General features: G+C 55.6%; 8 protein-coding genes. 3 read left to right on the top strand and 5 right to left on the bottom strand.

The window, feature by feature from the left end:
- Nucleotides 1-51: 51 nt before the first annotated feature.
- From M3P21_RS16490 to M3P21_RS16510, 5 genes are read right to left on the bottom strand one after another with little or no spacing between them, the layout of a single operon-like run.
- Nucleotides 52-927, bottom strand: coding sequence for an alpha/beta fold hydrolase (locus M3P21_RS16490; RefSeq protein WP_249711682.1), 876 nt, complete (start codon nucleotides 925-927; stop codon nucleotides 52-54).
- Nucleotides 924-1,712: an alpha/beta fold hydrolase gene (locus M3P21_RS16495; protein ID WP_249711684.1), complete on the bottom strand. Its 789-nt coding sequence runs from the start codon at nucleotides 1,710-1,712 to the stop codon at nucleotides 924-926. Before M3P21_RS16495 ends, M3P21_RS16490 begins: the two co-directional genes overlap by 4 nt.
- A gap of 26 nt (nucleotides 1,713-1,738) precedes the next feature.
- On the bottom strand, nucleotides 1,739-4,996 hold the full coding sequence (locus M3P21_RS16500) for a non-ribosomal peptide synthetase (RefSeq protein ID WP_283781015.1): 3,258 nt from the start codon (nucleotides 4,994-4,996) through the stop codon (nucleotides 1,739-1,741).
- Nucleotides 4,993-9,456, bottom strand: coding sequence for a type I polyketide synthase (locus tag M3P21_RS16505; RefSeq protein ID WP_249711625.1), 4,464 nt, complete (start codon nucleotides 9,454-9,456; stop codon nucleotides 4,993-4,995). The genes M3P21_RS16500 and M3P21_RS16505 overlap by 4 nt, the downstream gene beginning before the upstream one ends.
- Complete coding sequence (locus M3P21_RS16510) at nucleotides 9,449-12,922, bottom strand: non-ribosomal peptide synthetase (protein ID WP_249711628.1); 3,474 nt, start codon at nucleotides 12,920-12,922, stop codon at nucleotides 9,449-9,451. Before M3P21_RS16510 ends, M3P21_RS16505 begins: the two co-directional genes overlap by 8 nt.
- A gap of 383 nt (nucleotides 12,923-13,305) precedes the next feature.
- Between M3P21_RS16510 and M3P21_RS16515 the strand changes: the two genes are divergently transcribed.
- From M3P21_RS16515 to M3P21_RS16525, 3 genes are all read left to right on the top strand, one after another.
- Entirely contained in the window at nucleotides 13,306-14,067 is a 762-nt protein-coding gene (locus M3P21_RS16515; RefSeq protein ID WP_249711630.1) for a 4'-phosphopantetheinyl transferase family protein, read from the top strand.
- Nucleotides 14,068-14,247: 180 nt separating this feature from the next.
- Entirely contained in the window at nucleotides 14,248-15,684 is a 1,437-nt protein-coding gene (locus tag M3P21_RS16520) for an oligosaccharide flippase family protein (RefSeq protein ID WP_249711632.1), read from the top strand.
- 339 nt (nucleotides 15,685-16,023) lie between these two features.
- Nucleotides 16,024-16,791 carry a thioesterase II family protein gene (locus tag M3P21_RS16525; protein ID WP_283781016.1) on the top strand — a complete coding sequence of 256 codons (768 nt, stop codon included), beginning with the start codon at nucleotides 16,024-16,026 and terminating at the stop codon, nucleotides 16,789-16,791.
- Nucleotides 16,792-16,796 lie beyond the last annotated feature (5 nt).

Raw genomic sequence — 16,796 nt, forward strand, 5'->3', positions numbered from 1 at the left:
GGTTCCAGACTTAGCAATCTGCTTATGATCCCTAAAACTGCTTCAGTCGAATCAGAGATTATCAAGCCAGTTGTTCAGCATCCGAAACAACCGGCGTCGATCAGCTTCATATGTAAACGTGTGGTCGCAATCCGAGAAATAGTGAAGCTCCAGACGGTCGCCGAAATTCACATCCGGCAATGCGTCCAATATTTGGCGGCGATAATTGTGTTGATAGCTGTGGCCGCCCGAGAAAATGGCCAGAATGGAAATCCCATTATTCACCATCTTTTGGTAAGCAGATTGCAAGTAGCTTACCGTTTCGGGAGTTTCCATATCTTGCCTCGAAAACTGTTCTCTAACCGGTGGCGGAGGTGCATCGCCTTTTGCAACTTTGTGCCGCACCCGCTTCCAGAACCGCCCTTTTCCGATCAGGAAGTTGGTCCAGACTACCGGCTGTTTCAACCGCCTGAACTTATCAAGCACATGGAACCAGCGCGTCCTTGGGATAGACGGATCCATCAGAACCACTCCGGACACGCGGGCGTCGTCGCCGCTGTAGACTACCGAATGATCCGCGCCAGAACAAAGACCAACCAGAACGACCCTGTCACATTTGAGGTTTGCCTCGGTCCAGTCGATCACCTCACGAATCCCGCTACAATTTTCTTCGAGTGGCGACCGATCGTCGCGCTGTGCCGGGCTGTCACCAATTCCAGCAAAATCGAAACGCACCACGGAATAGCCACGCTCCGCCAAGCGCCGGGAAAGCTTGGTGTACATTCGGTGGTGGCCAACCCTATGGATGATCCCCGTATTGAAAATGATGATCGCCGGGCGATTGCTGTTGTCCGCAGGTCTTGTAACGATCCCACAAAGAGCGCGGTCACCTCCGAATCGAACGACCCGTTCCAGTATGTTGGGACGTGCCGGGGACTGAACGGTCATGTCATCCACTCGACTATTCGTTGCAAAGCCTGCACGGGCACCACACCCGCATTGTTGGGCCAATCCTCACGCCAAGCAGCGCGGCATTCGATATGCTCAAGATCGACCATTGGCTTTCGCTCGTGCAAGGCAACTCGAAATTGATCGTGACTGTCCAGGTTCGTAGACTCGATAACCAGCAGATCATTGGGATATTCGCGGATATGTGGCAGCAAGTCCAATCTGCGCATCTCTGCCTCCATCGCCTCGGTCAATGGAAACCCACAGATCTCGTGTCCGCCACCAATTTCTGCCGGTCGCTTTGGCGGCGGCCTGGCTCCGATTGGCATATTCGACGCGGTCTGGAACAGCGAATCTACGTATTCTTTTCCGGAAATCACCGGATCCCAGAGAACCAGGCGCTTTGTTGACCGCGGGCTTTGCGCTGCTTTCCGCGCCGCAAGATAAGCACCAAAGCGTAGCCCGATCACTGACACATCTTCAGCGCCGGACATATCCTTGAGCTCGACCTCGGCCGCATTGATATCATCGAGCCATCCGGATATGCTGCCTTCCTCGCATTCACCGCCCGAATCGCCGGTGCCAAAATAATCGAATCGAAAGACGTGGAACCCTGCCTCGGCGAGATTTTCGGCAAGTTTGGTTAGAGACCGGTGCGCCGGGATGTACTCGTGGCCCCACGGATAACAGATCAGGACAGATTTTCTGCCGCCCACGCCTGCGCGTGCGGCGTGGTAGACTCCGAATAAGCGTCGTCTCGAACTGCCAAAGAAAACTGGGATCATGTTGAACAATAAATGCCTGGTCGGAACTACTGGGAGAACTTTGCCGCGATCTGACGCAAATTTTGAAAGAACATGACACGGGGGTCAAGCTCAATGCCGAACTGCGTGCGAAGTTGCTTTGCAACTCTTAGCGTAAGTAACGAATGCCCGCCGATCTCAAAGAAATTGTCCGTCGCCCCAACCTGATCCAATTCCAGAACATCTTGCCAGATCCGTGCCAGTTTTTCTTCCATGCCAGCGCGCGGAGCTTCGAAAACCTGTTCCTCCATCTGATGCGCAAACGGACTCGGCAGCGCTTCGCGATCCAGCTTGCCGTTCGGCGTCATCGGAAATTCCGGAAGATCGACGATCAGAGAGGGGACCATGTATCCCGGGAGTCGCTCGCGGAGATTATGACGCACCTCACTCGCCGTGACTTCGTGATCCCAGCCATAAATGACATAAGCCACCAACCGACGATCGTCGTGGTCCGCGTCATGTACAGCCGCCGCCGCTTCTTTGATTCCAGGCACCTGCAACAGAGCGGCTTCGATTTCACCCAGTTCAACACGAACACCACGAATCTTTATTTGATGGTCGCGCCGGCCCAGATGCATCAAGTTCCCGTTCACCATCCAGCATCCGATATCTCCAGTACGGTATAGCCGCCCTTTATCAAGCGGATTATCGATGAACTTCTCTGCTGTTAGTTCGGCTCTGTCCAGATACCCAATGGCCACGCCAGCGCCGCCGATGCAGATCTCGCCCTGAACCCCGATCGGCGTCAGTTTTAGACTTTCATTCAGAACAACGACCTGCGTATTGTCCAGAGGGCGACCAATGCTAATCGGGTCAGACCCGGGCTGAACATAGGTTGCTGTGGAATAGATTGTCGTTTCGCTCGGACCATAGCCATTCCAAAGCGTACCAACCTTTTTCAAAAGCCTATCCGCCAGATCGCGGGTCAGTGGCTCACCACCGGTGATGGCGCGAACATGGTCTCCACCCGACCAATCGGCCTCAAGCAACAATCGCCACGCAGACGGAGTGGCCTGAACAACCGTCGCACCGGTGTCGGCAAGGGCTTTTGCCAACGCAAAGCCATCTGTTGCAACATCGCGACTTAGCAATTCGATGCGCGCACCGACGCTCAAAGGCAACAGTAGTTCGACAGCGGAAATGTCGAAGGAAACCGTCGTTGATGCAGCGACAATATCTTCCTTGCCAAGGCCGGGCTCTCGCCGCATCACTGCAAAAAGATTTGCCATTGCTCCATGAGTGATCTGGACTCCTTTTGGTGCGCCGGTCGAGCCCGAAGTATAGATCACCTGAGCACGGTCTGCCGCCGCTGCACGTACGGTCGGGTTGTTGGTCTCTTGCCCCGTCCATGGCGGGTCATCTTCGCAAACGATCAGCGTGGTTGACCCTGTGTCAAAACCAAACCCGTCTGCGGTTCCGCGATCCGCCAGTATCGCCGCAGCACGGCAATCGGACAGTAAGTATCTGACCCGTTCCGCCGGAAATTGCGGGTCGATCGGTATAAAAGCTGCACCAGACTTTAGAATACCTAATTGCACAACAGAAAGGTCGATCGACCGATCAAGGCATAGGCCTACCAAATCGCCCGTACCGATCCCCTTAGATGCCAGATGAAGCGCCAGTTGATTGGCCTTTGCGTTAAGCACACCATAAGTTATCGACCGATCTTCGAATCTGACCGCAATACGGTCGGGCTCAGATTGAGCAACATCCTCGAAGCTTTCAACAAATAGCGGAACATGTGTTGTGACTTCGGAACCCTGTGAAAACCCGGCGAGGAGTTCCGCCTCCTTTGTCGATACGAGCGGAATCTCGGCGACCGAAAGCCTTGGATTCTTGGAGGCGTGACGAAGGATTTCTTCAAGGCTGTTCAAAATCCTCTCAAGTGAGGACCGAGCAAATATGTCGCTACGGTATTCGATTGATCCAACCAGTTGGTTGTCGCGCATATGCGTGAACCAGGTCATATCATGTACCGCCCCCCCACCGTAGATCGGTTCAGACTGACCATCGCCCGCATTCTGCATAACCACCGCTATCTGGAACAGGGGCGATCGATTCATGCTGCGTGCGGGTTGCAGGCGCTCTACGACCATTTCAAACGGAACCTGGCAATGGGGATGGGAATCGAGAACGGCTGCCTTTGCTGACGCCAGAACGTCGCTGAAGCTCATGTCTCCTTTGACGTTGAGGCGTAAAACCTCGGTATTCACAAAAGGTCCGATGATCTGTTCGAGTTCCGGTTGATCACGAACCGCAATCGAGTTTCCTAGCAACAAATCACTTTGACCGGTATAGCCATATAGCGCAACAGCGCAGGCGGCGAGCAGGCACATATAGACCGAGGTGCCCTCTTGCCTGACCAGCGCTTGAATGTCCGCAGTCAGATCATGATCCCAGGCAAATGAGATACTGTTCCCGCGGCCAACCAGATCCGGCACGAAATCTGCCGGAAAAGAGCAGAGGCCGGGACTGCCGCTTAAACGGTCAACCCACCAATCGATATGAGCCTCCAGACGCTGTGAGTCCAAAGCCGCACGCGACCATGCGGCATAATCGGCGTAGTCCAGATTTGGTGACGTCTGCGAATACTTCGGAACGGCCAGCGCCCGACCGATATTGCTTTGCAACAGACTCAACGACCAATGATCCAGCGCGATATGATGAGCCGAAACAAGCACAGCCACGCCGTTCTGCCCGAGATCGAACACCCCGAACCTTACCGGCGGTTCGTCGGCCAGACGAAAGGGTCGACCGGTATGTCCCTCGATCTCTTTCAGGATGCTGTCGTGCTGTTCTTCGACACCAAGATTGCTCAGGTCGAATTCTGCTATTTCGACCTTTTCAACACCGACTTCCCGCCCGGCAAGACCCGTATCGGCTTCAAAATACAACGTCCTGAGGATCGAATGCTGACTACAGACCTCGCGGATTGCACCCGGATACTGCGCCGCAGGATGTTTGCTGCCCAAAGGCCACGCGGTGACAATGTTGTACTCGGTCGCTTGCGGCGATAGTTGCTGCAAGATCCATATGCGCTCCTGAAAATGCGAGAGCGATATCTGGCCCTTTGACGGTCGAGGTACCAAGGCGGGCCCTGCTTCCTCTTTCAGAAGCGCTATCAAGGCCTGCTTGTGATCAGACAGGGCGTGACGCAGGTCATCCGTGATCGCGCCCACCGGGGCCTCGGCCTTCAAATCTTCTCCTGCGAGAGAAATCGTGATTCCACGCGCACGAAAATCCGCCAGAAGCCTCGAAGCCGTCAAATGACTATCTCCTCCATTGCGTCGTCATCGCCATCCTCAAATCCTGAAATTCCCAATTCGGTTTCAATGCGCGTTGCCATTTCACGAATGGTAGGTCCGTCAAACACGTCACGCAGCGTCAGCTTGACGGACGCAATCACATCCAGCCGCGAAATGAGCCGGGTTGCCATCAGGGAATGCCCCCCCAACTCGAAGAAATTGTCGTCGGGTCCCTCCAGCTGTGCGCCCAGCAATTCGATCCAAACAGCCGCAATTTTTTTCTGAAATTCTGTTTCGAAATTTGCATGCGCCGTAAGAACAGAATCGTCAAGCGCAGCGGGTTCCAGCACATCTGTCGGCACGGCTTCGACAAACTCGCCATGCAGCCGGGATCGCAGAACGCTCTTGATGGTCGCAAGCGTATCGGCCAAGTCGTAATTGGTGACAACGAGCCGCTGTGCACCGCTTGCGAGCCCACCAAGGAATATTTGCGCTGCCATATCGGGATCAATCAGATCGTCGTCGCCATCACGCAGACGCGCCGCCATTCCGACGCGCGCCCACCCTCCCCAATTGAAGGTGATGACATGTTTCCACGCCTGCGGACGCTCCAAACTCTCGGGCCAGAAATCGAAAAATGCATTTGCCGCCGAGTAATCCATCGCCCCCGCCGCCGGCAGGATCGAATTGATCGATCCGAACAACGCAACAAAGTCGAGCGGCGTATCCTTAAACACGTCTGCGATCGCCCGAACACCAGCCGCCTTGGGTGACAGCACGTTGTCAAATGAATCCTCGTCCATCAGCGCCGAAAGCTTGTTCGCGCCCAGAACACCGGCCGCATGAACGATGCCATCGACCGGCCCCCATTCCTCGGCGATACGATCTGACAATCGCCTGAGACCGACCCGATCGTTCGCATCCAGCGCGACGACCATGATCTCGGCGTCCGTCTCTTCTATGGTCTTGAGTTCTTTCAGGATCGCTGATTTGGGATGATCATCGGCAATCGCTGTTTCCCACTCTTCCCGTGGCGGTAACGTCGTGCGCGCTGTCAATACCAGCCGTGCATTTGCACGCTGTGCCAAATGCCGGGCGATTGTCAGACCAACGCCGCCCAACCCTCCGGTAATCAGATAAACGCCCTTTGCGCGTAGGGGAACCTGCAAGTCCGACGGTTCAATATCCAGATCAATCTCGGAATATGCGCGGTGCCATCGGCTGCCATTTCGCACGGCAGAGACGAGTTCGGGTTCGAACCGCAGGCACTCCATCGCCAAATCCTGCGCTGCGGATTCGGGACATGCAGGATCAAGATCGATCTGACGGGCATGAACCTTTTCGGACTCTGCGTTCATTACAAGAACTTGACCCGCAACCACGCTGTGATCCGGGGCGATGACCGGTTCACCCAATACGCTGCAGGTACCCGAGGTCTGCACCACAACCCGGACCGCCTGATCGGTGGAAAAACGCTCCACAGCCAGCCCGACTTTACGCAAGATCTGAAACAGCTGCGACGTATCTTTGCCAGAATGGGGGGCTACAACCACCGTATTGATGGGATCGGTCAGTTTTTCGAACGGGTCGTCCTTGTTTTCGTCGATAGCGAGTTCAACCACCTGTCCGGCAACCAACCCTGCATTTTGGAGCGCATTGGATACCGCGGCGCCAAATTCTGGGTCATCAGCCAGAATGACCCAACTCCCTTCATGCTTTTGAATAGTTTGTACCTTGGGCGACATCACCCAGGTCGGGTTGCTGATACAGGTCCGGTTGCCGATCAGTTGGGTGGGCCGGTCCTTCGCTGACATCGAAGAATTTGTCGTGGCCTGCGATACGTCTGGGTCGATCCAGAAGCGTTTTCGCTGAAACGGATATGTCGGCAAGGGAACGCGGCGGCTTTCCGGCGCGCCGCGTAGCAAAGCCAGGTCAACGCGGGCGCCCGCGCTCCATAAGCGACCCGCTGCATCCAGAAGCGCTGACCTCTGTGTCATTGAATCTTTCGGATGTGCCTGCGTCGACGCAATGCGATCCTGCCAACCCTTGAGGTTCATCTGAGCCAGATTATTCAAGGTTGTACCGGGGCCAACTTCCATCAAAAACAGAGAATCGTCTTCTGCCAGCTTGCGCAATCCCGACGCAAAACGGACCGTTCCGCGCAAATGCTGCGCATAATAGTCCGGCGATACCGCCTGTTCGCCGGTGATCCAGTCCCCGGTCACATTCGAAACATAGGGCCTCTCCGGCGGGCTTAGCGTGATCTTGCCGACTGCGTCGCGAAATGCGTCAAGTACCGGCTCCATCATTCGGGAATGAAACGCGTGCGACGTGTGCAGAAGCCGACAAACCACATCGGCACTTTCCAACCGTCCGATGACATCGGTTACGGCCTTTGTCTCACCAGAGATAACTGTCATATCAACTGCATTTTCGGCTGCGATGTCGACCTCCTCTCCAATCCGTGACCGCAGCTGACCTTCGGGCAGTTCGATCGCGGCCATCGATCCAACAGCCACGGACTGCATCAACCTGCCTCGCTCGGCGACCAGCTTGAGCGCGGCCTCAAGCGACATGACCCCCGCTAGATGCGCTGCGACATACTCGCCGATGCTGTGCCCGATCATCGCAGATGGAACCACTCCATAGCTCCGCAATAATTCAGAGAGCGCATATTCCACCGCAAAAAGTGCGGGCTGGGTCAACCAGGTCTGCGTCAGATCGGCCTTTGACCCGGATGCAAGCGCGGCTGTGAGATCCAAATCCAGAACCGGGCGCAAGATCTCCGAGCACCGGTCCAGAGCCGTGCGGTATACGGGTTCGTTGTCGTATAGCTGCGAACCCATTCCTGAGTGCTGACTGCCCTGCCCGCTGAACATGAATGCGACGCGACGCTCTCCTCCTAGGTGGCGTACACCTCGTACCTTGCGCCGAAGTGTCGTTGCCGCAGCGGTCTGATTGCTCGCAACGACAAACCTGCGCAACTCAAAATGCTTGCGCCCGGACTCCAAGGTAAAGCTGACATCCGAAAGCGACGGGGACCCTGGCGCCTCGAGGGCATCGGCAAGATTCGTACACGCCTGCGCCAGCGCGTCGGCGTCGCGAGCGGAAACCAAGAGAAGCTGTTCTTTGTCTTCTTGCTTGGCGCGAGTTGGATCGGGCGCTTCTTCAAGCACCAAATGTGCATTGGTTCCCCCAATTCCAAATGAACTTACACCTGCGCGCCTGGGATGGCCCTCATCCGGCCAGGGCGCGGCCTCACCCGAAGCCACAAAGGGGCTGGTTTCAAGCTCGAGCTTGGGATTTGCCGTCTGAAAGTTGACCAGAGGTGGAAACGTTCTCTGTTTCAGACACAATACGGTCTTGATCAATCCGGCGACGCCAGCCGCTGCATCGAGATGGCCGATGTTTGCTTTCAGAGACCCCAACCGGCAAAATCCGACCCTGTCAGTCCCATCCCTAAAAGCCTTTGTCAGCGCCGCAATCTCTATCGGATCACCAAGCGGTGTTCCTGTACCATGGGCTTCAACATACCCTATCGTCTCTGGGTCAACTCCGGCAACATTCTGCGCCAGCACGATCGCCTCGATCTGCCCATCAATACTGGGCGCGGTATAGCCGGCCTTGTCGGCACCATCATTGTTCACGGCCGCCCCACGGATCACAGCGTGGATCGTATCGCCATCCTCGATCGCATCCTTGAACCTTTTGAGCGTGACGATCCCCACGCCTGCACCAGCCCGCGTGCCTTTTGCCTGTTCATCGAATGGCCGACAATGACCGTCAGGCGAGAAGATCATCCCCTCCTGATAGAGATAGCCCGTCCGTTCCGGGTAGGTTAGCGATACGCCACCCGCCATCGCCAGATCGCACTCGCCCCGAGCAAGCGCACGACAGGCCATTTCCACCGCTACGAGCGACGTCGAACACGCGGTCTGGACCGTCATGCTCGCGCCGGTCAGGTTCAGCTTGTAGGATGCGCGCGTGCAAAGGAAATCCTTGTCGTTTCCCAGCATCAATTGATAACCGCCTGCGGCCTCGGCCTTGCCGCGATTGGCCATAATACTTGATAGGAAGTACGAATTCATACTTGTCCCGGCATAGAGATTCACTGGAACCTCCAGCGCGTCCGGAGCGTAGCCTGCATGTTCCAGCGCATGCCACGCGCATTCTAGGAACAGGCGCTGTTGCGGGTCGATGATCTCAGCCTCGGCCGGTGAAATGCCAAAGAACTCCGCGTCGAACATGGCAGAGTCCTTCAGATAGGTACCTTTCGCCACATAATCCTGATGCTGATACAAAGAGGTCGGCACGCCAGCGGCATCAAGGTCCTCTTCGGTTAGGTTGTCGAGTGATTCCACGCCGTCGCGAATGTTGATCCAGAACTCGTCCAACGTGTTGGCATTGGGAAACTTCCCGGCCAATCCAACAATTGCGATCGCATGCTCAGGAAATTGGGAACCACTTGGGGTTTCAGTCATGCTTCAAGCGCTCCGCGCGTGATTTTGCTCGCGATACCGCTGACGTTTCAGCGCGAAGCTGTTCTGCGCCCAGCCGATCAGATTGCTGCGCAACGGTTGTCTTTTGAAACAGCTCAATCACCGACATCTTCTCACCGAATTCCTTCTTTAGCTCCTCGTGCAGACGTACTAGCAGCAACGAGTGGCCGCCCACATCGAAGAAGCTGCTGTGCAACCCGACCGCGCCAATTTGCAAGATCGACTTCCAAATCCCCGCGACCTTTCGTTCGACCGGGCTCATCACGACATTTCCGAGATCAGCCTCTTCGATTTGTTTCATTGCGGAAAGATCAGGTAGAGGCAGGTTGTTGCGATCCAACTTGTTGTTCGGTGTGAGCGGCAAGGCATCGAGCGTAAGAAAATACCTTGGCACCATATACTCCGGCATCGTGGCGCGCAGACGTGTTTTTGCTTCGGATTCAGAAAATTCTTTGCCGCCCTTGGGAACCACATAAGCGACAAGGCTCATTTCTTCACCGGGTCCGTTGATGGCCGATACGGCGCAATCTGCGACTTCGGCCAATTCCGACAGGCGGGTTTCAATTTCTCCTAACTCGATCCGAAAGCCCCGAACCTTTACCTGAAAATCATTCCGCCCCAGATACATCAAATGGTCATCGTGAGTGCGCCGAACCAGATCGCCAGTGCGATAGATTCGGATCATCTGCCCGTTTGGTGCCTTTATCTCTACAAAGCGCTCGTCGGTCAGGTCCTTGCGATTTCTGTACCCGCGCGCAACCCCGTCACCCCCAATGCATAATTCGCCGACAACCCCCGTCGAGGCCAGATTGCCGGCGGAATCGAGCACAAATGCCTGGGTATTCGCGATTGGCCGACCGATATAGGCAGCCTGATCGGGATGCCGGATCAAATTGTGCGTAGACCAGATCGTAGTCTCGGTTGGGCCGTACATGTTCCACAATTCGCCAACCCTTGGAACCAGCGCTTCGGCCAATGAGCGTGGCATCGCCTCGCCGCCACACAGGGCCTTCATGCGGTTCGCTCCGACCCAGCCCTCATCAATGAGCATTCGCCAGGTCGCCGGTGTCGCTTGCATGACGGTTATCTGATGTTGATCAATGAGGTTCGCCAATGCCTTCCCGCTCAGCGTTTCAGAACGATCAGCAACAACGACGGTGCCGCCCGAGATCAAAGGCAACCAGAATTCGAGCCCGGCAATGTCAAAGGCTGGCGTCGTGACAGACAGCAGAACATCCTGGGAACCGAAGCCCGGTGTCTGCTGCATGGCTTTGAGGAAAGTCACGAGGTTGCGGTGCATGATCTCAACACCTTTGGGCTTGCCAGTCGAGCCCGAGGTGTAGATCAGATAGGCGAGGTCATTTGATGCAACATCCGCCCAAGCTGCAGCGGAAACGGGCTGCCGCTCGAAAATTCTGTCCGTAACGATCACCAATGACGGATCACAGGGCAATTGCCCGGATAGATTCGCATCGGCAAGCACAGCCAAAGGTTCGGCATCCTCAAAGATCATCGCCAGCCGATCACTTGGATGATAGGGATCAACAGGCAGGTAAGTAGCCCCGACCTTCCAGACGGCAAGCATGGCTACGATAAGCTCAGGACCGCGTTCTTTGGCGACCGCAACGATGTCGCCGACCCTCACGCCGCGCTCGATGAGGTGTCCTGCAAGAACCTCGGCACGTACCAGCAACTGTTCATAGCTGAGACTGACATCCCCCTGAATGATTGCATCACGCTCGGGGTTCGCCAACGCGGCTTCGACGATCAACCCTGGTGTGGTCAGGTCCTGCGGAATCTCGATATCGCGCTGAGCAGATACGACTGGTTGCTTGGTCTCGTAGTCCGAGATTGAAAAGTCATCAAGTCGGCGCTCAGGCTCGGACATCACTGAATTCAAGAGCGACAGATAGCGCCGATGAAACAATTCGATTGTCGCCGCATCGAACAAATCAGTTGAATATTCGTAGGAAACCTTCAAAACGCCTCGATACTCGGCCATTTCCACAGCAAGATCGAAACGGGTCGTCCCCGCATCAATCGGAAGAGGTTCGATTTCCATGCCCTCTGGCGAGCCATCCTCATAGTCAAAATTCATCAAAGTAAACAGCACCTGAAATATCGGAGCGTGGTTCAGGCTGCGATCCGGATTCAGCTCGTTTACGACCAGATCGAACGGCGGTTCGCTGTGCTCAACCGCCTTGAGCGAGGTGTTCCTGATCTGCTGCAAAAAACTGCTGAAGTCCGGATTGCCAGACAGGTCGCCTCTTAGCACCACGTTGTTTATCACACACCCGATCATCGCCTCAAATTCCGCCAGATTTCTGTTGGCAATCGGTGACCCCACCAGAACATCTTCTTGACCGGAATGGCGATACAAAAGCACCTGCAAAACAGCGATCAGCATCATAAAGGGCGTTACGCCCCGCGTCCGGCAAAACCTGTGAACCTGTTTCAGGGTTTCAGAATCGAACTCCGTTGACATGCGCCCGCCGCGATAGCTGATTTGCGCGGGTCTGGGGTGGTCGAGCGGAAGCTCCACTGCCGAAGGTGAACCCACCAGCGCAGACTTCCAATACGCGACATCACGGTCCCAAACTCCGCTATCCACACAGCGTTTTTCCCACGCTGCATGATCGACGCAATGGGCGACCACTTCGGGCAGCGCCAATGGCTTGCCGTTTTTGAGGCATTCATAAATTGCCATGAATTCTCGCGTCAGAACGGACATCGACCAGCCATCAGCAACGATGTGGTGAACGCGAAACAGCAAAACATGATCGTTCGGCGCGAAACTAATGACGGTCAAGGCGACCAACGGGCCGTTAGCAAGATCCATCGCCACACGCAATTGATCGGCGATCAACTTTCTTGCGACGCCTTCTCTCTCTTCGACAGGCACACACGGTTCCTCGATCACATCGACATCGGGCGGGCTGTGATCAAGAGTTTCCGCAACAGGCCGACCGTCCCGCTCTCCAAAACGCATTCTCAGCGCTTCATGCCGGTCGCTGAGCAGCATTATGCTCTCTCGAAGAAGATCGACTTTCACTTCGCCTCGAACCCGCGAAGCACTCGAGATTACATAGGCGGGCGAATTCGGGTCGAGCAGGTTCAGAAACCACAGCCTCTGCTGCGCAAACGACATGGTCATTTCACCTACGCGAGAAACCTTGCCAAAGGGCACATGCCTTCTGGGTTCTCTGTTCTGCTGGTGCCCGTCCGCCAGCACTTTGACGATAACGTCGCGCAGCTGCGCCAGTTCGGCCTTGAGTTGCGCATCGACACTGCCTTTCGGCGCCAGGATGCGTAGCTTTCCATCTGCCAGCTTGACTTGAATACGCCGTTGCGCAAGGCGCTGAAGCAGTGCGCGTGCATCCGCCTGCTGTTGTTCCAAAACATCTGAGGAATTGGATTTAACGGTAGCGGATTGAGGTGAAACAGTCATTTTAGAAACCGCAACCGGTCTGAATGAATAGTCAGACGACTCCCTAGAACACGCAAACAAAAAATTATCCAGTGCCGCCGCATTGGCGAGCGCATCAAGTTGAAACAGTTCGCCAGAACCAAGTCAAGCCGCAACACGTCCGGGCAGCGCCGCGCTTTCCCCCGCAGACCGGCAGGGAACGTGATAAAGGTACGATCCTACCATAGCAGCCTGGATTTCAAGCCCCATTCAAAAGCCAGACTCGGGTCCTAGCTGCCAGGCACTTAAGAATGTACCATGTCGAAAACACATCAATTCCACGACACAATGTATCCGGAAAAAGTCTTTTGTATCTCATAGCGATATCTTGATACATTGGATTTAGCGGGCGCGAGGCCAGACGAATGACAAAGGCGCGAAGCCGTCTGTGCATCATTCAGCACATTCTGAAGACGGGCACACTAAAAGCAGACGCTGAGGCTGCGGTCAAAATCGAGCATGGGCAGACCCGGGTCGATTTATGGACATTGTCGCTGGACACGCCTGCACTGCCGCCATCCGAATTGTCAGCCATGCTCAACCAGGCCGAACGAGATCGGGCAGGCCGTTTTGCGACGAACCTGCTCGCAAACAGGTTCATTGCCGCGCGCGGGCAAACACGGATGGTATTAGCGGGCGCGACAGGAATTTCACCCGAAGATCTGGTTTTTTCCACGGGCCCGTTCGGCAAACCCAAACTGGTGGTGTCGAATGGGCGCGCTCCGATCTCGTTCAACTTCTCAGACTCGCAAGGCTTTGGCCTTCTGGCGATATCCCGACAGGGCGAGCTGGGTGTGGACATAGAGGCAATCCGAGAACTCGAGGACCTGACCGAGCTTGCTAGGCGCTCGTTTTCAGATGCGGAATTCAGCGCGTTAATGGGATTGCCCGCCAAAGAACGCCTCGGCAGTTTCTATGCTTGCTGGACCAGAAAGGAAGCGACAATCAAAGCGGACGGTCGCGGCCTGTCTTTGCCGCTCGACAGCTTCTCAGTAACAGTCGCATCCACAGGACTTGCCAAGCTGTTATCCTTTTCGGACCCAAGCGCGCAAGCAGAGGATTTTATGCTGACGGACATTCCTGCCCCATTTGGATACCGGGCGGCACTGGCCCATCTCGCAAACTAGGTACACAGACTTCGCCTCTTTGTGCGGTCGATTGTGGAGGCCCTCTTCCACCCGTCTTTTAACAGGGGTTAACATTCCGAAGCAACAAAAGTAACGTCGTCCTGATAAGGAAAATCTACAGTAAGCAGTTGGTATTAGCCGCTGTTGCCGGTTTCGGCGTGTTGGAGCGGAAACGAATTCATGACGAGTGTCAGACGAGCGTTCGCCTTCGCGACCGGCGAAAAATATATCAGCGCGGTTCTCAGTATTGGTACGACCGCAATCGTCGCTCGTCTGATCCTGCCAAGTGAGTTCGGCATCGCCGTTCTCGGGATGGCGGCGCTTTCCGTTGCTCAGGCTATGCGCGAACTGGGTTCATCGGCGTTTATCGTTCAGCATGCCGACCTGACCACGGCAAAGATGCGGACCGTATTTACCATCAATCTCATGATCACCTTGGTGCTGGCGATTGTGTTTCTTGTCGGCGCCCCGGTCCTGGCATCCCTGCTCCGTGCCCCAGGGCTTGAGCGGTATCTGCCTGTGGCCGCGCTTGCCTTCGTGACCGGAGCGGTCGTGTTTCCACTGCACGCGTCGCTTGCACGCGACCTCAAGTTCAAGTCTCTGGCCGGCATCAATGTCGCGTCTTCAGTTGTCAATTCAGGAGTCCTGATCTTATGCGCGGCGTCTGGCTTGAGTTTTCTGAGCTTTGCCTGGGCTAATGTTGCTTCCGCGCTTGTTGGCTCGGTCCTGCTTATGTGGGTGCGACCGCGCTTCGAGATATTCAGGCTGGATACCAGCGCGTGGAGCGAGGTTCTGTCCTTCAGCATCTTCACCGGTGGTTCTGCCTTGCTGCAGCGATTGTCCGAGCTACTGACCCTTTCCATTTTGAACATCACGCTTTCTCCGCTGGGTGTTGGCTTGCTTCACCGGGCTTCCATGATCTGTCAGTTCCCCGAACGTACCGTTCTCGCCGGCGTCAGCGCCATCGCTCTTCCGGTGTTCTCAAATCGTGGGCGGCAAAAGGTGGATCTGGGTCGTGTTTACCTAGCCGCCATTGATCGCCTCACTGTGGTCATCTGGCCCGCGCTCGGCCTCATCTTCCTGTATGCGCCGGTGCTGGTGCGCCTTCTTCTCGGACCGAACTGGGATGAGGTCACCCCCCTGGTGCGGATCATCGCGGCAGCCCTGTTTTTGAATTTCCCGCCCGGCATTAACTACCCTTTGATCATTGCGACCGGTGCCACAAAGAAGGTTTTTTTTGCCTCAGCACTGCAGGTTGCGACAACGCTGCCGATTATCGCCGTGGCAGCCCAGTTTGGAATAACCGCAGTCGCATGGAGCACCTTCGCCCTCGTAGCTTTGGGCGTGGCGATCTCTACCTACATTGTGCGGTCGGTCGTTGCTTTCTCGTGGCGTGACATTGCTGTGTCGCTCCAGCGAAGCCTCAAAGCAAGCATCCTCGCGCTAATTGGACCCGGTCTGCTTGCCATGATAGCCGGGCCTGATCAATCTGTTCTGGTCTTTCTTACGTCCGCGTGTTTGGCGGTGATCGGCTGGGTGGCTGGCCTGTATCTCACGGATCATCCGATGCTGGCGGAGGTACAAAGAACGGTGAGGGCCATAAGATCGAAGCTCTGACCATTGGATCAACTCTGCAGTAATGCTTGCGCCGAATCGAATTATCCAAATCATTGAAAGTCCGTTTGAGACTGATATGTCTAATTTGTACATTTCATTCTGACACATTAAGCCTTGAGGGGAGATGTTGGTGAAACGCATTGAAATCCGGCAATGCAGGGCGTCACGAGCGCCGTGCATATCGGAATCCGATCTCTTAAGATCGGGAAAACTCGCTCTCTTGGCCAGCCCTGGTATTGATATGTGGGTGTGTTTGCTGCGCAATCAATGTCGACAATCCGCTCCCACAGCGGCCATTGGTGCAAATTCGTGACAAACGCAACCACAATGCAGCGTAACATGTGCCCATCGAATTGGTTTCTGCCCTGGCAGGCAAAACCCGGTGCCATTCGCCTGTTTTGCTTTCCCTGCGCCGGCTACGGGGCAGCAATGTATCACACCTGGCAGGCGGAGGTTGGTGATCAACTTGAAATCGTCGCGGTACAACCACCCGGACGCGCTAACAGGCATGCCGAAACGCCCTTGGATTCAATGTCCGATCTGGTCCAAAGTCTGTTGCCAGCGCTATTGCCTCTGACTGATCGCCCCTACGCTTTTTTCGGCCATAGCATGGGCGCCGTCTTTGCCGCTTACACTGCAAAAGAGATCGTGAACTCTGGCTGGACTCCTCCGCGCCGACTTTTCCTGTCATCCCGACAACCGCCGCACCGGCCAAGCCCCGTGTCTCCGCTTGATCACCTGAGCGATCAGGAATTTGTCGATGAGATCAACCGCCGATACGGAGGCATCCCCCCCGAAATTCTCGACGAGCCTAGCATACTAGAGCTTCTTCTGCCCGCATTGCGCGCAGATATCCGGGTATTGGAACGGGTGGAAGGCGACATGCCCCATCGTCTGCCCATCCCAATTACCGCCTATGGCGGCAACCAGGACCCCCTCGTATCCTCCGAAATGCTGGCATCCTGGCAGGACTGGACAAGTAGGCCGCTTGATCTGAACCTGTTTCAAGGCGGACATTTCTATTTGAACGATGTGACCATGCGCCTTTTGACCTCGATTTCCAGCGCGCTGCGCCAAAGCCGGGTCGCCAAAGAGGGTCTGGGATAGCTGGT

The sequence above is a fragment of the Ruegeria spongiae genome, from assembly GCF_023502395.1.
Taxonomy (GTDB): Bacteria; Pseudomonadota; Alphaproteobacteria; order Rhodobacterales; family Rhodobacteraceae; genus Ruegeria_C; species Ruegeria_C spongiae.